Source organism: Pseudoalteromonas sp. CF6-2 (assembly GCF_021729425.1).
GTDB lineage: Bacteria > Pseudomonadota > Gammaproteobacteria > Enterobacterales > Alteromonadaceae > Pseudoalteromonas > Pseudoalteromonas arabiensis.
In genome coordinates this window covers 1,410,045-1,426,613 of the sequence record NZ_CP091442.1, presented here as the reverse complement: position 1 = coordinate 1,426,613, position 16,569 = coordinate 1,410,045, and the positions used below count along the sequence as shown (strand labels likewise).

Below are 16,569 nucleotides of genomic sequence, written 5' to 3'. Positions count from 1 at the left end.
TCACTTAGAAAGGCATTTTCATACCTGGTGGTAATTGCATACCGCCAGTTACTTTGCTCATGCGCTCTTGTGTTTCTTCTGCAACACGGCGTACAGCATCATTACACGCTGCCGCAAGCAAATCTTCGATCATGTCTTTGTCGTCTTCCATTAGGCTTTCATCTAATTCAACACGACGTACATTGTGGTTACCAAGCATAGTTACTTTCACTAGGCCTGCACCAGCTTCACCTACTACTTCTAGGTTAGCGATTTCGTCTTGGGCTTTTTGCATGCGCTCTTGCATTTGCTGCGCTTGCTTCATCATGTTACCCATTCCACCTTTAAACATAACTGTCTCTCTTTCTAAAACTACTTTAATTGGCATGAAGATAAGGGCTATTGTAACTAATTACAATGCCTGAATACTGTTTTCATCGATTATAGCGCTAAATAACTGCTGAAATTGCACTATGTTTTCATCACTATTTATTACATCAATGGCTTGTTGATGACGACCTGCATCAATCTTTTGTTGGATCAAATACGGAGAGTCAATAACACCATCAGCAAACTCGATACTCAGTTCTACATTATGACCGTAAATTTCACTTAATGCAGCATTGAGCTTTTGCCTTAGTACTGCACTGTCTAAGTGACGCTGTGATGAGTCAACTTCAATGTGCATTTGATTATTATTCTTTGTGAAAATCGAGTGCAATGCAAATTGTCGCATTCGACCACCTAGCCCCATACGTTTTATTAAATACGCCCATTCATCTTGTTCGTGTGCAAATTTAATACTGCTGATCGGGCTTTCAAAATCATCAGGTACAGGAATACTGGCTTCTTCAATCACAGGCTCTGGCGCTTTTTGTGGGTTGATTTGCTCAAGCAACTCAGGCGCTAAGTTTTCGGTGATTGTTTGATGCTTTTCTCTAAAGTCGACTTTTTTTACTTTATTATGACTCTCCCCCGTCAGCTGGGGGCTGGGCTTTTTTACTTCAACAGCCACTTGTCGCTGCTGAGGTTGATGATTCGTAGCAACTGCGCTTTGTTGCGCTGGCGGCTCTGCTTTGGGCTTCGCTTCAGGCTGTGGTTCTGCTTTAGCATTAGTTTGCGTTGCTGCACCACTTAAACGCCCTGCACCTGAAATATTGCGGTCTTGTAAAATACGAGCAATGGCCGACTGCGCATGACTTTGCTGCTGTTGTAATTGTGCTGGTGCTGTTTGCTGTTGCTGAGGCGCAGGTACTTCATTGGCAGTAAAGCCCTGATCATAGGCGCTATTCATCACATCATCGTATTGCGCAGCAAGTGATGGGTCCATTTGCGCATCATGATCGTCCATGTAATCTTGCGAAGAATACTCTGGTGATGAGTATTCAGCTGCAGGCACTTGCTCTGAGAAGCTTTGCTCTTGCTGTTGTGGCGCAGCTTTAACTTCTGCGGTCAATCCAGTTGTAGCGGATTGCTGGGGCTGCTGGTTAGCATCTAGCTGTTCTACTGCTGTTGCTTCAATTTGCTGAGCAGACTTAGGGCTTTGCGCCATTTCTGCTGTAGCAGCTTGAATAGGCTCTGCTTCAACAGGTTCAGCTTGTGTTGGCTGAGGCTTTGAAGGTACAGCCGTTGTCTTAGCAGAGCTTTGTGCTAAAAGTGCTTGCTCTGAAGCTGCTTGTTCACGTTGCGTCGATGATCTTTTCAAAATATCACGCAATGCGCCTGCACCGCTAGGTTTAACCTGCTGTTGGCTATTTGTTGGTGTTTGACTTTGCGCAAATTGCGTTGGTTGGAATGCGAGCAAACGCAGCATGATCATTTCAAAACCTAGTTTGGCATCCGGCGCCCATTGCAGATCTTTTTTACCATTCAAAAGTAGCTGGTAATAAACTTGTATCTGCTGCGCATCCGTTGTTTGCGCAACCTGTTCTATAAACTCACGATTACTCTCATCAAGTGCTGCTGCGCTGGGCACCAGCTGTACTAGCTGAATTAAATGAGTAAGTGCAATCAGATCATCAAGCAAAGCAACAAAATTAGGATTACGGCTGACTAAGTTTTTTATCTCAGCTAACAGCGCATCCCCATCTTGGCAAAGTACTGCGGCTAACATCGTTTGGCTATAGTGTATATCCATTAAACCAAGCATACTCTGTACGGCTTGATAACTTATATTGCCATTCGTTTGTGCCACCGCTTGGTCAGTTAAGCTGAGCGCATCGCGCATGCTGCCATCAGCGGCTTTCGCAAGTGCTTGTAATGATTTATCATCAAAGCTGAGTTGCTCTTGTTGTAAAACATGGGCAAGCTGCTCATGAATTTCTGATTGCGACAACGCATTTAAATTAAACTGTAAACAACGCGATAAAATCGTCACTGGTAATTTTTGCGGATCGGTCGTTGCTAATAAAAACTTCACATGCTCTGGTGGCTCTTCCAGTGTTTTTAGCAAAGCATTGAAACTATGCTTTGACAGCATGTGAACTTCATCGATTAGGTAAACTTTATACCGACCACGGGTTGGTGCGTATTGCACGTTATCAAGAATTTCGCGGGTATCTTCTACCTTTGTGCGTGAAGCCGCATCGATTTCTAATAAATCAATATAACGGCCGGCTTCAATGTCAGTACAACTTGAACATTGCCCGCACGGCTCTGCAGAGATACCCTTATCGCAGTTGAGGCTTTTTGCGAATATACGTGCGATGGTTGTTTTACCCACCCCACGGGTTCCAGTAAAGAGATAAGCATGATGGAGTCTATTTTGTGTTAATGCATTAACCAATGCTTGCTTAACATGAGACTGCCCCACTAACTCGTGAAAGGTTTGTGGTCGCCATTTCCTTGCTAGAACCTGATAACTCATTAATTATTCGCCTTCGAATTCAACCAACTTTAAAATTTTGATGCCCATATCAGCAACACGTTGCTCACCACCCAGCTCTGGTAAAGATACAACAAACGCAGCATCGGTTGCATGACCACCCAGTTTAGCAACTAGTTTTGCTGTTGCTTCAATTGTGCCACCTGTAGCAAGTAAATCATCAACTAATAACACTTTATCACCAGCAACTATAGCATCGGTATGAAGCTCTAATGTATCTTCACCATACTCTAATTGATAGTTTTGTGAAATGACTTCACGAGGAAGTTTACCTGGCTTACGAACTGGAATAAATGGAATACCTAGTGCATATGAAAGTGGTGCACCAAAAATAAAACCACGAGATTCTGTACCAATTATTTTTGTAAAACCTTGATCTTTATACGCTGAAATAAAGCTGTCAATGGTTGCTTTAAACGCGTCTGCGTTTGCCATTAGGGTTGTTACGTCACGAAACATAATACCCGGTTTAGGGTAATCAGCAATTGTTGCAATGCTCTGTTTGATGAGCGTTGAAGTTGCTTGAGTCATAATTATACTGCTCAAAAATTTTATCTAACAAAGCTCGAGAGTATAACATCACCTTCGTAGAAAGTCGGTAGCAAGATCCAAAATTAATCCTTGAACTGTATCAACAGTAATAAAAAAGGCTGCATAATGCAGCCTAGTGTCTTAAATTTACTTGCGTAAATTAAGATAAAGCAGTGATCCAACCAAGGATAGCGTTTAGACAGCCAATGCCAGCAAATACGGCTAAAAACGCAATAAAATAAGTTGCATTGAACGGATCTTTAAAGTCTTTATCATTCGACATAGTTACTACCTTTATTTAAGCACGACACAATAAGGCGCACATGATAGTCGATGTATCCCTATCAATAAAGGCTTTTTGCGGTATTTTAGAGCAATGATTTAGTAACGATCACACCACGTTCAGCCATTGCACTTAAGGTATTAAGTGCGCCTTGGTATAACTGTTCTTGACTAAATTGAGGAGCGTGTTTTGCAACTTCTTGGCAGAGCGAATTTAAATTTATACCCGGTTTCGTTTCAATGATACTTAATAACAATGCTGTCATCGCATTTGTTGATAAAAACTGTACCTCATCATCACTATCTCGATAAACAACGAAATAACATGGCTCAGTAAGCGAGCTTTGTGGTTGGTAGTCTACACTGATTGTATGAACGGGGTACGTATAACTTAAATTACGTGCCAAACTACTTAAAAACAAACCCGCATTTGTAACCTGATTTGTTTGTAAAGCTGTTTCGTGTTCCTGCGGTTGTGCAACAGATACATCCAATTCAACCCACTCATAATGTGTCAACTCTAACATAAAATCAGGGTCTGTAGGCTGCTTTGAGTAACTTGTAGCAATAAACTCTAAAAACTCACCAGCAATATCAAGAAAATATGGAGACTTACAATTATGCTGACTAAAAAAGAGGCGAATTATATTTTGCCAATCACTTGGTGTATACAGGCTCTTTAGAACAGGAAAGGCAGAGCTTACAAAACCTTCAACATTATTGAAAAACAGATCACGATAAATCGCCATTCTACGCCCTTCAATATTTATTGGCTTTTTATTGTGTTTTGGGTCACGAATATAGGCCATAAATTGTTGCTGAACTTCTATAAAATGACTAGGCACTGTATTTCACCTTACTTGCTGAAAGTTGTAATTTTTCAATGGTGCTTAGCTCTGTTAGCAACTCCGCCATCGGTGGAATATTAAAATCCCGCTCAAGAAGAGTTGGAAACACCCCGTGAAAAGAATACGCTTTTTCAAGCAGCTGCCAAACAGGATCAATGACAGGGGAACCATGTGTATCAACCAGCAAGTCTTCAGCTTCTGTGTAATGTCCTGCCACGTGCCCATAAGCAATTCGCTGACTTGGTAAACCTTTTAAAAATTGCTCCGCATCATAACCATGATTAATTGAGTTAACATAAATATTATTTACATCAATTAAAAGCTTACAATCAGACTCTGCTAATACGGCGTTAGTAAACTCCAGCTCTGTCATTTCTTGACCTGGCGCAGCGTAATATGAAACATTTTCTATTGCAATCTGCTGCTCAAGGATATCCTGAACTTGTTTAATACGCGCAACAACGTGTTTGATAGCTTCTTCTGTAAATGGAATAGGCATTAAATCATACATATGCCCTTCACCTGAACAATAACTTAAATGCTCACTAAAAAAGCGAATATTATGCTCTTTAAAAAAAGCCTTTAGTGATTTCACAAATTCTACATCAAGTTCAGCAGGTGAACCTATAGACAAAGATAAACCATGACAAACAAACGCGTTGCGTTCAGTTAATTGCTTAAACTGTTTTCCAAACCGACCACCCAACTTTAACCAATTTTCAGGTGCTACCTCCAGAAAATCAATTGGTTTAGGGACACCTTTTAACATTTCATCAAGCATTTCTCGGCGCAGGCCTAATCCTATTTGCCCAAATACAGATGTTGTTTCAAATGACATACTACCTCCTACTAAAAAGGGCCTAAATGGCCCTTTTAAAAGCTAAGTGAACGCTTAGTGGTTTGAACCACATTTACCTTCGCCACACTTACCTTCTTTTGCAGCTTTTTTATCGCCGCCACATTTACCTTCGCCGCACTTACCTTCTTTGCCAGCTTTTTTATCACCGCCACATTTGCCTTCGCCGCACTTACCTTCTTTGCCAGCTTTTTTATCGCCGCCACATTTACCTTCGCCGCATTTGCCTTCTTTACCAGCTTTTTTATCGCCGCCACATTTGCCTTCGCCGCATTTGCCTTCTTTGCCAGCTTTTTTATCGCCGCCACACTTGCCTTCGCCGCATTTACCCTCTTTGCCAGCTTTTTTATCGCCGCCACATTTCCCTTCGCCACACTTCCCCTCAGCAGCATCTAACTGATAACCTGCTTGCATTTGCTGAAACTCAAATGGATTTGCGTGTGCGTCACTTGCTGCGAAGCTTGACGCACCAATAACAACGGCACCTAGTGTTAAGGCGATTGAATTTTGCTTAATTGTGTTCATATGATGACTCTCTTTTTCATAACGGTTATTAGATTAGACCCGACAAATAAAAATTACTTTCATACTTTTCTAATTTAATCGACATTCTACAAATACAAATTACGATTTATCATAGTGGCAATAACAGGTAGAATACGCATCCATTTTTTGTTAAGTAAAATTTATCCATGCAATTAGTTTTAGCACCGATGGAAGGCGTTGTCGATTTTAAGATGCGACAACTCCTAACAGACTTAGGTGGATTCGATTTATGCGTCACAGAGTTTGTACGTGTCGTTGACGCAACACTACCAGAGCGTGTATTTCATCGCTACTGCCCTGAGCTAAAAACAGGTGGTTATACACGTGCTGGCACACCGGTCAGAATTCAACTATTGGGGCAAGTCGCGAATGCTTTAGCTGATAATGCAGTCAAAGCGATCCGCCTTGGCTCGCACGGGATAGACTTAAACTTTGGATGTCCGGCAAAAACGGTAAATAAAAGTAAAGGCGGCGCGGTACTTTTAAAAGATCCTGAGCACATGCATAACATTATTAAAGCGGTTAGAGAGGCCGTCGACCCCGCTCATCAGGTGAGTGCCAAAATAAGGCTAGGCTTTGATGATGATAGCAATAGCCAAGAAATTGTTGATGCCGTTGTGAGCGCGGGCGCATCAAGCTTAGCTATTCACGCAAGAACCAAACGAGATGGCTATAACCCGCCTGCCTATTGGGAGAAAATCCCACCTTTAATCAAAGGTAAAGCAATTTCGGTTGTCGCCAATGGCGAAATTTGGCAGATTGAAGATGCTCTCTTATGTCAAACCAGAAGTCAGTGTAATGATTTAATGATAGGCCGTGGCGCATTGGCTATGCCTGACTTGGCAAAGCAAATTAAAGCCCATGTGAATGGTGAAACCTATACTCCAATGCAATGGGAGCATGTTATTTACCATATTATTCACTCTTCCATGCACCAAGATGAGAGCAAATGTGAAAAATATTTTGCTTCACGTACTAAGCAATGGCTAGGTTACTTGAAACGTCAGTACCCACAAGCAAATGCCCTTTTTGATGAAATTAGACGCTTAAAAGCCAAGGATGAAGTCGCTGATGTACTAAGAAAGTATGCCAAAGCGCCGAGTATTGATACAAATCATAATTAACGAACGCATTTTGTTTGATAATGCCAGTATTGCCCACTTGGAAGATACCGCGATGAACAATACTGAAATACAAACAAAGCTATCTGCTGAACTTGCGCAGGTAAGACAACGTTTACTTGATATGCTGGCAGATTCTGATCAAGGCTATCATCAGCAACTGCTATCGCAACTCAAGGATACCCCTCCCTCAGATTGGCTTGAACTTACAGCAAATAACTTAGGACCTGAATATCAGATACTCATCTCACGACTGGAAAAATTAGAAGCCGCCTTGTGTCAAATAGACATTGGTCAATATGGCTATTGCTGTGATTGTGAGGAAAAAATTGATGATGAGCGATTACTTACTGATCCTGCCACTCAACGCTGCAGACGCTGCGCTCCTTAGAGCGCGGTGCCTTCTTCTTTGCTTACGAAAATAAAGCTCATACCCGGATATAATACAATATCCTCAATCAGCCACTCAGCTTGTGCTTGCTCGACACCTAAACGCTTCATTAAATTCACGCGCGCTTGCTGCTCACTCCACGTGTGATAATGAATGCCCAGATCTGTTTCCATCATTACCTGCCAAAAGTACTGCTCAGCGAGAGTTAGTTCGCGTTTACTTTGTCGCGGGTCGACAAATTCTAACTGCCAGTCAAGACCGTTATGTTGATGATTATCTGAAAAATAATTCATGACTAATGGCGTCGAATGCGAGTCTGACACTGGTAATACAAAATCAGTACTTACCTGTTGTTTGAGTGACATTTGTATCTCACTAAGCCAATTTAATGGAGCTTTAGTCTCACCACTAAAATAGTTCAATTTACTTTGATACCAATCTTTACCATTTGCTAAGCCAACTAAACCAAGTTTGCTGCGCGGCTGATATTGAGTTAAGTATTGATCCAGCTTATTTAGCGCGGTTTGTACACTCTCATCATTATTACCAAGATGAGATTTTACCATTTCATGTAAAAACTTTAATTCGATTTTATTAAGCTTTAGATTACTTTGTTCTGCTGTAATAAGCTGGGTTTCTACAAGCTCTAACCAACTAGCTAATGACTGCGCTGAGTAATCACCTTGCGAGCTAGCTTGACTCACAACATCCCGTTGCACAGGCCATACAAAATAACGCTCAGGATATCGCTCAGCAATGATTAAATAGTTTAATTGGGCCTGCTGCGATTCGTTTAATTGGGTGTTTTTTAAACCTTGATAAGCAAGATGACGCGCTTCTAAATAGTGCTCAGAAAAAGGCCAAACACTTGCTTTTGAGGAGTTTGCTGTGTTCAGTAATAAATAATTAATATTACGAAGTTCTTGTTGCCCTTCTTGAAACGTGTGGAATTTTGTAGATTGCTCAGAGCAAGCTACCAACATTACACTCGCAACAAGTAACAATACGATCTGTCTTAGCATTTTAAAATTCCATAAAAAAAGCCCCAGAGGGGCTTTTTAGTTTAAAACAACATCAATTAGATTTTTACACCGTTACGAGCGGCTTTATCTTTGATGAAAGTTGACCAGCTCTTCGCGAATTTACGCGTGCGCGGATCATCCATTGCTTTAACAATAGCGTTGTAAGCTTGCTTGTACTTTTCTTGGTAGTAGTAAGCTTCAGCTAAGTCAGAGTAGATTGTTCCTTTTTTATCAGAACCTAACTCTAATGCCTTATTCAAACGAATAACGGCTGCACTATAATTTTGCGACTGTAAAAGTAACGAACCAGCTTTGCGGTAAAGCTCTGCATCGTCGTCAAATTTAGCTGCTTCTTCATAGTATTTAGCTGCTTTTTCAATATCTTTTGAACGGTGGTAATTTGACGCCACAGCACTGATATTTTGCTTAGTACGCTTAACTTTTTCTTCATTAATTGCCTTTTCAAGCACCACAGCTGCTTTATAAGGAATTTCTGTTAACGAATAAAAGTTTGAAAGTACTTTGTATTCGACTTCATTTTCAAAATAGCCATTTTTATAGGCAACTTCCATGGTCGCTAGACCTTTTTGGAAGTCTTCGGTTTGTAGGTAATATTTACCTAAACCAACCCAAGCTTTTTTGTCTTCAGGCCAAACACGAACAATCTCTTCAGCTACACCAACCATATTTTTGTACTGTTTAAGTTCAAAATAGGCCGCTAACTTTAATTGGTAAGAAGCTTTAGCAGGTTCTTTTGCCAATTTGATTGCTTTGTCTGCAGCAGGAAGTACGTCTTTATACTGTTTTAACTCGTAATTTGCTTGCGCAATACGTGTATAAACTTTGTCGTCTTCCTCACCTGTGAAGTCCATCCAAGCATAATACGCATCTTTTGCTTTTGCGTATTGCTCAGTACCCGCGTACATATCACCTAGTAGCTTAAGACCTTGCTCTTGATCGGCAAAGTTTAAAACATCAGGCTTTACTGCCGCTGAAATATGCTTGATCGCTAGGTCGTATTGCTCTTTCTGAGCATACATTTGACCTAAGTAGCGGTCGACTGTTGCCTTATCGAATTCATCCGAAGGATCAATTTCTTTAAGAAGTGCAATCGCTTCATCAAGCTTTTCTTCATTGTACAAGTCAAACGCTTTAATAACTTTTTTACCAACGCGCTCACCCATCACTTTAGTTTTTGCTTTTTTACGCGCTTCAATTTTCGCGTAATCTGGCGCAGCTAAAGCCGGTGCAGTGAAAGCTGCACCCGATAGTGACATAAGAATTGCAAGTGCAGTTACTTTAGATAAATTTCTCATTACTCGCCTCCTTAATTGCCTTGGTTAAGTTTAAAGTCTAATTGTACTTGAAGACCAAATTGCTTTTGTGGTTTTCCGTCAATAACTTTAGGACGGTACTTCCACTTACGCAGTGCACGCTTAGCTTCGCGGTCGAAGATACGTTTAGGATCGGCATCGATTACCTCAACGTCTTCTACCCCACCCACTTCATTGATAGTGAATGAAAGTTGAACCCAACCTTCTTTACCATCACGCGCTGCTTGCGTTGGGTATTTTGGTTCAATACGAACGATAGGTGTCGCATCACCGTCACGTCCAAATGCACCTGGACCACTTAGGCCACCGGCCGTGCCACCCACATCGATACTTGGCATATTAAATGACAATGCACCAGTGTTAGGGTTGCTGTTTTCCGGCTGAGGCGGCTGCGGTTTAGGCGGCTGCTTTGGCGGTGGTGGAGGCGGAGGCGGAACACGCTTCCTCTCCTGCACCTTAGATTCAGGCGGATTCGTCATAATTTCGACTACGATCTGCTCTTTTTGTTCAGTCGCACGGTCAGCTCCACCGGAGATGAGGTACGCCATGAAGTAGAACAAGCCGAAAGTAACTGCCCCACCTGCAATCAGTGAAAACAGAAAACGAATCATTACTGATCTCCAGCTATTGAAATTCTTAGGTTATCACCCGTCGCTTTAATCTGGTCCATAACTTTAACCACTACGCCGTGTTTTGCTTCTTTATCAGCTTGCAAAATTACAACTTCTGTAGGTTGTTCTGCTAATAAACTTTCAATCTTTGCTGAAACACGTTCAACATCAACTTGTTGTTTATCAATCCAGATTGCACCGTCAGCACGAATAGCAACAAAAATGTTAGCATTTTTCTGCTTCGTAGCTTGGGCCGCTTTAGGTTTATTGACTTCGATACCAGCCTCTTTAACGAACGATGTAGTTACGATAAAGAAAATAAGCATGATAAATACGATGTCAAGCATTGGCGTCATATCAACCGCTGCTTCTTCTTCTTCACGAAAACGTTGTTTACGTGCCATATTTAATTCTCTCTCTAGTGATGAGGCATGCTATCTACAAGTTTAGCTTTCGCCATTCTCGCTCTTGCCTCAAGGCGTGAGCTGAAGAATACTCCAGATAGTGCCGCAACCATTCCAGCCATTGTTGGGATCGTTGCCATTGAAATACCTGATGCCATTAAACGTGCGTTACCAGTACCTTGGGTAGCCATGGTTTCGAAAACCGCGATCATACCCGTTACAGTACCTAATAAGCCGATTAAAGGACAAATAGCTACCAATGTCTTAATCAACAACATACGCTGATCTAATTTTTCAGACGCTTCAGAAATCCATGCTTCACGGATTCTGTGTGCGTACCAAGACGTAGTGTCTTGGCGGGCATCCCACTGAGCTACAATGTTCTTCGTCATACGAGGAAACTCAGCTAGTAGGAACCAATAGCGCTCAATCATTAAAACCCACATAAGAAAGAGTGCTATCGCGACCACGTATAAAACCTGGCCGCCTGTGCCAACAAAATCCCTGATAGATTCCCAGATCTCCATCAGGACTAGCATTAGGCTTTCTCCTTCTCCGCGTGAGCTGCGATGATACCAGCGCTTTGCTCATCAAGGACATGTAGAACCGACTTACTACGACCCGCAACAATTGAGTGAAGTAGAATAAGTGGTAGAGCTGCAATTAGACCTAACGCTGTAGTAACAAGTGCTAGAGAGATATTACCAGCCATGATCTTCGGATCACCTGTACCGAACAATGTGATTGTTTGGAACGTAAGGATCATACCGATTACCGTACCTAGTAGACCTAGTAATGGAGCGATTGCTGCCAAGATCTTGATGATGTTGATACCCGCTTCGATGCGAGGCGTTTCACGTAAGATTGCTTCGTCAAGTTTAAGCTCAAGGTTTTCAACGTCTTGATTCTTGTTGTCAGCATAAACCTTAAGAATACGACCCAGTGGGTTGTTTGTATTCGGCGTAGAAAGGTTTTTAAGCTGGCTCTTAATCTTAGTGCTAGTAAGCGCAAGATCAATGAAACGTACTACGAAGATTAGTAGACCAACAAGTAATAATACTGTGATGATGTAACCTACTTCAGCACCTTGCTCGTAGTATTCCATAAGCGATTTTTTCTGCGTGTTGATACGTAAGATTGCGCCGCGTGTAGGGTCAACAAATACGCCTGTGTAGTTATCAGCAGAAGTGTTTTCTAAATCAGAAATACCAGAAAGGATGTAGCTATCAGGTTGCTTACCTAGTGGTTGAATTGATTTAGTTTCTGGAGAGTAAATTAAATAACCGTCGTCAGTTACTAAGTTAAAGTTACCGATACGTGTTACTTTTTTCACTGTAGCTGAACCGTCAAGACCAGCAACTTCAGTTTCGAAAGTTGAAACTTTAGCTGATTCTGTCATTTCAGTTTGAAGTGCAATCCAAAGCTCTTCTAATTCACGAACAGTTGGTAGCTCTTTAGCTGCTGCAAGTGAACGAAGTACTTCAGCACGTCCTGGTTTTTCAGCAGAAACAAGTGATGCTTCGATAGTACCAATTGCATCTGCAGCTGAACGGCGTACAACACCGAACATTTCGCCCAACGTACCTTGTGCATTAAGAAGCTCTTGCTCTTTTTCTGCTAAAGTATTTTCGTTTTGCGCATATTCTTTAGATAAGCGGTCGCCACGTGCTTTTTCAGCAGCTAGCTCGCTTTTCGCTTTATTAAGTAACGCTTGCTTGTCAGCACGAGCTGAAAGGAACTCTTGTTCACGTTGCTTATTTAATTTACCTTCAGAGATACGTTCTTGCTTTACTTGCTCAAGAATTTTGTCTAAAGCACCAGTGTTTGCGTGTGCATTAAGCGCGGTACCTGCAGAAACAGATAGTACTGCTGCAACAGCAAAACCTTTAAATAGTTTCTTCATTATTGATTACTCCGCGCCAAAGATTGGTAGTTTAACAAGTTCTAATGTCGCTTGTTTACGCGCCATACGGATAACTTCTTTAACAGGTTTAAGGTATTCTTCACCTAATTCTTTCCACTGTTTTGTATTGTTATCCCACACCCACGCATGCTTAAGGTCAAAAGACTGAGCTACGTATGTGATACGACCTAAACGACCAAAGTCAACGTTGATGCTTTTGCCATCAACTTCAAGTGTACCTTGAGAAGCAGTTACTGCTGAGCTGTATGCAGCTTCAACTGTGTATGCTTCTAGCACTTGGCGGAATTTTTCAGATGTAGTCACTGACGCTGATGCCATGATGTCACGAAGTCTTTCAACACGTGCAAGACGGTTTTCAAGATTGAACGGAACGTCCGCTTTGATGAATTGCTCAAGCGTATCGATCATGCGATACATCAAAGGCACAACGTTTTGTTTCGTGTTATCGATTGTCGCGATTTGACGGTCAAACGATTCGATAGATGCGTTTTGGTCAGCGACCAAACGTGCTACGTGATCGTTGTACACTTTCATAAGCTCAGTTTCATCAACAATGCTACGGTACTCAGCGATTAGCTCTTGAGTTTGACCATAGATATTGTCAATTTTAGTTTGAGACTTAACAGCAGCCTTTTGAATTTGTTGACCTGCATCTTGCACATCTTTCAAAGGATCTGCAATCACATTGCTGCTTGCAAATGCAAATGCGCCAACCAACGCAGATGCTACAAGACTCTTTCTGATTTTAACAGACATAGTTCCCAACCAATTAAGTAATGTTACTTTTATAATTTAATTATCCTCCGAAGAGGACAACCCTGATATCTTTTAATAGATATCAACCCTCCAATAATGCTAAATGCATCTAGCTCTGTCAACTTGATGTTCGGGTTTCATCGGAAAAAATTGGTTACTCGTCGTTGAAGGGAAAATAGCCAAAACAACGAATTAACAAAAAAATAACAGAGGTGTTCGTAGTAAAGTTCTATAGCCCTTTACTGGTAAACATTGGGTCTTGTTTGTATTTTTACTTAAACATAAATGTAACATTTTGTAAAAACAGAAAAGGGCTGTTTAACTTGAAAAAAAAAATCTTTTAAATCGTCTAAAAAATCTCTTTTGAAGAATTTTTATGCACTCAGTGAGCAAAACTGGACAGCTTGCGAACAATATCAGGCTATCCACTTGGGTGGGTGTATTGATTAAACTTCATAATTTAGGTTGGATGGCTAAAAAATTGCGCGGTCTTTTACAAGCTTTGCTAATGAAATAATTGAGTCAACTTCAAGCTTTTCAAATATTTTTGCTTTATAAGTACTTACCGTTTTGTTGCTTATGAAAAGCTTTTCCCCTATATCTTTGTTCGACAATCCTTGCAATAGATAGTTCATGACAGCCAACTCTCGTTCTGTCAGTAGTTCATCGATATCTTTCTCAGAAGCAATTAGATGCTCTTGCGGGAAAAATGTATAACCTCGTAAAATCATTTCTACTGCAGCGGATATATCCTCAAGGCTTTCAGCCTTGTTTACAAACCCTTGAGCCCCCAATTTAGCAGCTGTGCGAATAATATGCTTATCGTGTTTTGCGGATAAAAAGAGCACTTTACCGGCAAAGCCATTACTTACAGCACGCTTGTAGAGGCTAAATCCATCTGAGTCTTCAAGTTCAATATCCAAAATTGCGAGTGCAATATTATTGGTTTTTAGAAACTGTAACGCTTCCTTTTGACTTGCAACAGCCTGAACTTCGTTTACGAGAGTTGATTTTGCTAGCACCATTTTAATTGCAGTAGCCACCATTGGGTGATCATCTACTAGCAAAATATCATTTCCTATGCTCATCAATTAGTAAACCTTCATTATAATTCATCAAACAACTGTCACTAAACTCAGATTTTTTCTGTTTTAAGTTTAACTAAGTTTAGCGGGTTATTTTACGATTGGTGAAATAAATGCAATCAAACGTAGAACGTTTCACGCATCGCACTATTATTCCCAATACAACAGTAAATGTATTTTTATAAAAACTGCCAATACAGCATATAATACTTTAATTATAGAAAGTAGGTTTTTAAGGAATAGTTAGCTAGTTACAGGATAAATACTGAGGAAAACTTACTTCAATAAGCCTTTAGGAGGAAATCTAATTCGGGACGTTTCTTTAGTCTTAAATGGAGAAGGAATTTTGGTGAAACAGAAACTGCCTCACCAAAATATATTCAGGTTCACATAATTACTTATGCTACTTCTACATTCTCAGCTTCAGGGCCTTTTTGACCTTGTTTGATGCCGAAAGATACTTGTTGGCCTTCGCTAAGCGTGCGGAAGCCTGTACCTGTAATAGCGCTGAAGTGTACAAATACATCAGGACCATTTTCTTGTTCAATGAAACCAAAGCCTTTAGCTTCGTTAAAGAACTTAACTTTACCAGTAACCGTGTTTGACATACTAAATTTTCCTGTAAGTCAATAATTAAAAATTCAGCCGTAATGGCTCTATCCTCCCTGAGTGAATGCCCAATAAACTTGGGGTAAAGTACAGGAAGAACCAATAACCAAACCGGTAACCGTACAAGCCGCACATTATCCGTAAATTCAATACGCAAAAACTCAAAGCAACTACAGACTAACACATTAATTTTATTTTAGCTCTATTAATCGAAAATTATTTTGAGGTCAACTGCCACAGCAAAAATATATGACGATAGTATTTATAAGCAATTAAAATATAATGAAAAAGCCCACTAAAAAAAGTGGGCTTTGAAGCAGGTTGCTTTATAAGCTACTTAACTAGCCAATCCATTTGCGCTTCGGCTTTGATTGGTACCACTTGTGAATCACCTAGCTTATAGCTTGCAGGCACCGTCCAACTTTCTCTTACTAGTGTAATGGTGTCTTTATTTCGCTCCAGCCCGTAAAAATCCGGACCAAAATGGCTCGCAAAGCCTTCAAGCTTGTCCAAAGCGCCCGCCTCTTCAAACGCTTCAGCATATAATTCAATGGCAGCATGAGCTGTATATGCGCCCGCACAGCCACACGCCGCTTCTTTTTTGTCTTTATAGTGCGGTGCAGAGTCTGTGCCTAAAAAGAATTTTTTACTTCCACTTGTAGCAGCTTCAATTAGCGCCTGCTGGTGAATATTTCGCTTTAAAATTGGTAAGCAATAGTAATGTGGGCGGATACCACCGGCTAACATATGATTACGGTTATAAAGCAAATGATGCGCTGTAATTGTTGCAGCTACATTCTCAGGGGCATTGTTAACAAACTCGACAGCATCTTTTGTAGTGATATGTTCAAGAACAATTCTAAGTGTTGGAAAGTCAGTGACTACATCAGCTAAGATTGTTTCTAGAAATACTTTTTCACGGTCAAAAATATCAATTGATGAATCGGTTACTTCGCCATGTATAAGTAGCAACATGCCCACTTCTTGCATAGCTTCAAGCACCGGATAAATATTTTTAATAGAGGTCACACCTGAATCTGAGTTTGTTGTCGCGCCTGCAGGGTATAATTTAGCCGCAACAATTTTACCTGTCGCTTTGGCTTTTTTAATTTCTTCAGGGGTTGTTTTATTTGTAAGGTAAAGCACCATTAAAGGCTCAAAATTACCTTGCGGACCAGCGGCTTTAATTCGCTCATAATAAGATAATGCACTGTCTGTACAGGTTGCCGGAGGAACAAGATTAGGCATAATAATCGCACGCCCCATATAACGGCTAGCATCACGAACGGTGTCGGTAAGTTGATCACCATCACGCAAGTGTATGTGCCAATCGTCTGGGCGAGTGATTGTTAAAGTTTGCATCGAATTTAAATCTGACATTGCTGG

At 40.9% G+C, this 16,569-nt stretch carries 19 protein-coding genes; 2 read left to right on the top strand and 17 right to left on the bottom strand.

The window, feature by feature from the left end:
- Positions 1–4 precede the first annotated feature (4 nt).
- The 7 genes from L3Q70_RS06620 to L3Q70_RS06595 form a co-directional block, all read right to left on the bottom strand.
- On the bottom strand, positions 5–331 hold the full coding sequence (locus tag L3Q70_RS06620) for a YbaB/EbfC family nucleoid-associated protein (protein WP_016707773.1): 327 nt from the start codon (positions 329–331) through the stop codon (positions 5–7).
- A gap of 60 nt (positions 332–391) precedes the next feature.
- Positions 392–2,845: a DNA polymerase III subunit gamma/tau gene (gene dnaX / locus L3Q70_RS06615; RefSeq protein ID WP_237115107.1), complete on the bottom strand. Its 2,454-nt coding sequence runs from the start codon at positions 2,843–2,845 to the stop codon at positions 392–394.
- A 3-nt stretch (positions 2,846–2,848) separates the two neighbouring features.
- Positions 2,849–3,394, bottom strand: coding sequence for an adenine phosphoribosyltransferase (gene apt / locus L3Q70_RS06610; protein WP_062570723.1), 546 nt, complete (start codon positions 3,392–3,394; stop codon positions 2,849–2,851).
- Between the two features lie 160 nt (positions 3,395–3,554).
- Positions 3,555–3,677: a hypothetical protein gene (locus L3Q70_RS20330; RefSeq protein ID WP_256213662.1), complete on the bottom strand. Its 123-nt coding sequence runs from the start codon at positions 3,675–3,677 to the stop codon at positions 3,555–3,557.
- 85 nt (positions 3,678–3,762) lie between these two features.
- Positions 3,763–4,521 (bottom strand): putative DNA-binding domain-containing protein, encoded by a 759-nt coding sequence (locus L3Q70_RS06605; protein ID WP_267145287.1) that lies wholly within the window; start codon positions 4,519–4,521, stop codon positions 3,763–3,765.
- Positions 4,514–5,362, bottom strand: coding sequence for a DUF692 domain-containing protein (locus L3Q70_RS06600; protein ID WP_062570722.1), 849 nt, complete (start codon positions 5,360–5,362; stop codon positions 4,514–4,516). Before L3Q70_RS06600 ends, L3Q70_RS06605 begins: the two co-directional genes overlap by 8 nt.
- Before the next feature lie 54 nt (positions 5,363–5,416).
- Entirely contained in the window at positions 5,417–5,905 is a 489-nt protein-coding gene (locus L3Q70_RS06595; protein WP_062570721.1) for a hypothetical protein, read from the bottom strand.
- Between the two features lie 167 nt (positions 5,906–6,072).
- Here L3Q70_RS06595 and L3Q70_RS06590 point away from each other — a divergent pair, with 167 nt between their 5' ends.
- Both L3Q70_RS06590 and L3Q70_RS06585 read left to right on the top strand, forming a co-directional pair.
- A complete protein-coding gene (locus L3Q70_RS06590; protein WP_062570720.1) occupies positions 6,073–7,050 on the top strand; it encodes a tRNA-dihydrouridine synthase in 978 nt (325 codons plus the stop codon).
- Between the two features lie 52 nt (positions 7,051–7,102).
- Entirely contained in the window at positions 7,103–7,438 is a 336-nt protein-coding gene (locus L3Q70_RS06585) for a TraR/DksA C4-type zinc finger protein (RefSeq protein WP_062570809.1), read from the top strand.
- Here the strand turns inward: L3Q70_RS06585 and L3Q70_RS06580 are convergent.
- The 10 genes from L3Q70_RS06580 to pyrC form a co-directional block, all read right to left on the bottom strand.
- A complete protein-coding gene (locus L3Q70_RS06580) occupies positions 7,435–8,460 on the bottom strand; it encodes a hypothetical protein (RefSeq protein WP_237115106.1) in 1,026 nt (341 codons plus the stop codon). The genes L3Q70_RS06585 and L3Q70_RS06580 overlap by 4 nt on opposite strands.
- Before the next feature lie 56 nt (positions 8,461–8,516).
- On the bottom strand, positions 8,517–9,776 hold the full coding sequence (locus L3Q70_RS06575) for a tetratricopeptide repeat protein (protein ID WP_062570718.1): 1,260 nt from the start codon (positions 9,774–9,776) through the stop codon (positions 8,517–8,519).
- 11 nt (positions 9,777–9,787) lie between these two features.
- Entirely contained in the window at positions 9,788–10,405 is a 618-nt protein-coding gene (locus L3Q70_RS06570) for an energy transducer TonB (protein ID WP_062570717.1), read from the bottom strand.
- Positions 10,405–10,809, bottom strand: a complete 405-nt coding sequence (locus L3Q70_RS06565) for a biopolymer transporter ExbD (protein WP_058585247.1) — start codon at positions 10,807–10,809, stop codon at positions 10,405–10,407. Before L3Q70_RS06565 ends, L3Q70_RS06570 begins: the two co-directional genes overlap by 1 nt.
- Before the next feature lie 14 nt (positions 10,810–10,823).
- The gene (locus tag L3Q70_RS06560; protein WP_062570716.1) at positions 10,824–11,348 is read right to left on the bottom strand and encodes a MotA/TolQ/ExbB proton channel family protein; all 525 of its coding nucleotides are present in this window, start codon (positions 11,346–11,348) and stop codon (positions 10,824–10,826) included.
- The gene (locus tag L3Q70_RS06555; protein ID WP_062570715.1) at positions 11,348–12,712 is read right to left on the bottom strand and encodes a MotA/TolQ/ExbB proton channel family protein; all 1,365 of its coding nucleotides are present in this window, start codon (positions 12,710–12,712) and stop codon (positions 11,348–11,350) included. Before L3Q70_RS06555 ends, L3Q70_RS06560 begins: the two co-directional genes overlap by 1 nt.
- 6 nt (positions 12,713–12,718) lie before the next feature.
- Positions 12,719–13,489 carry a DUF3450 domain-containing protein gene (locus tag L3Q70_RS06550; protein ID WP_062570714.1) on the bottom strand — a complete coding sequence of 257 codons (771 nt, stop codon included), beginning with the start codon at positions 13,487–13,489 and terminating at the stop codon, positions 12,719–12,721.
- A gap of 473 nt (positions 13,490–13,962) precedes the next feature.
- Positions 13,963–14,577, bottom strand: a complete 615-nt coding sequence (locus L3Q70_RS06545; RefSeq protein WP_062570713.1) for a response regulator transcription factor — start codon at positions 14,575–14,577, stop codon at positions 13,963–13,965.
- 395 nt (positions 14,578–14,972) lie between these two features.
- Positions 14,973–15,182, bottom strand: coding sequence for a cold-shock protein (locus tag L3Q70_RS06540; RefSeq protein ID WP_036967526.1), 210 nt, complete (start codon positions 15,180–15,182; stop codon positions 14,973–14,975).
- 334 nt (positions 15,183–15,516) lie between these two features.
- Positions 15,517–16,563, bottom strand: coding sequence for a dihydroorotase (pyrC, locus tag L3Q70_RS06535; protein ID WP_237115105.1), 1,047 nt, complete (start codon positions 16,561–16,563; stop codon positions 15,517–15,519).
- Positions 16,564–16,569: the final 6 nt, after the last annotated feature.

Coding starts and splice junctions, on each gene's coding strand:
- L3Q70_RS06600 (WP_062570722.1), bottom strand. CDS start 5,362: ATGTCATTTGAAACAACATCTGTATTTGGGCAAATAGGATTAGGCCTG.
- L3Q70_RS06570 (WP_062570717.1), bottom strand. CDS start 10,405: ATGATTCGTTTTCTGTTTTCACTGATTGCAGGTGGGGCAGTTACTTTC.
- L3Q70_RS06575 (WP_062570718.1), bottom strand. CDS start 9,776: ATGAGAAATTTATCTAAAGTAACTGCACTTGCAATTCTTATGTCACTA.
- L3Q70_RS20330 (WP_256213662.1), bottom strand. CDS start 3,677: ATGTCGAATGATAAAGACTTTAAAGATCCGTTCAATGCAACTTATTTT.
- L3Q70_RS06555 (WP_062570715.1), bottom strand. CDS start 12,712: ATGAAGAAACTATTTAAAGGTTTTGCTGTTGCAGCAGTACTATCTGTT.
- L3Q70_RS06540 (WP_036967526.1), bottom strand. CDS start 15,182: ATGTCAAACACGGTTACTGGTAAAGTTAAGTTCTTTAACGAAGCTAAA.
- L3Q70_RS06620 (WP_016707773.1), bottom strand. CDS start 331: ATGTTTAAAGGTGGAATGGGTAACATGATGAAGCAAGCGCAGCAAATG.
- L3Q70_RS06590 (WP_062570720.1), top strand. CDS start 6,073: ATGCAATTAGTTTTAGCACCGATGGAAGGCGTTGTCGATTTTAAGATG.
- pyrC (WP_237115105.1), bottom strand. CDS start 16,563: ATGTCAGATTTAAATTCGATGCAAACTTTAACAATCACTCGCCCAGAC.
- L3Q70_RS06560 (WP_062570716.1), bottom strand. CDS start 11,348: ATGCTAGTCCTGATGGAGATCTGGGAATCTATCAGGGATTTTGTTGGC.
- L3Q70_RS06580 (WP_237115106.1), bottom strand. CDS start 8,460: ATGCTAAGACAGATCGTATTGTTACTTGTTGCGAGTGTAATGTTGGTA.
- L3Q70_RS06550 (WP_062570714.1), bottom strand. CDS start 13,489: ATGTCTGTTAAAATCAGAAAGAGTCTTGTAGCATCTGCGTTGGTTGGC.
- L3Q70_RS06565 (WP_058585247.1), bottom strand. CDS start 10,809: ATGGCACGTAAACAACGTTTTCGTGAAGAAGAAGAAGCAGCGGTTGAT.
- L3Q70_RS06595 (WP_062570721.1), bottom strand. CDS start 5,905: ATGAACACAATTAAGCAAAATTCAATCGCCTTAACACTAGGTGCCGTT.
- apt (WP_062570723.1), bottom strand. CDS start 3,394: ATGACTCAAGCAACTTCAACGCTCATCAAACAGAGCATTGCAACAATT.
- L3Q70_RS06545 (WP_062570713.1), bottom strand. CDS start 14,577: ATGAGCATAGGAAATGATATTTTGCTAGTAGATGATCACCCAATGGTG.
- dnaX (WP_237115107.1), bottom strand. CDS start 2,845: ATGAGTTATCAGGTTCTAGCAAGGAAATGGCGACCACAAACCTTTCAC.
- L3Q70_RS06585 (WP_062570809.1), top strand. CDS start 7,103: ATGAACAATACTGAAATACAAACAAAGCTATCTGCTGAACTTGCGCAG.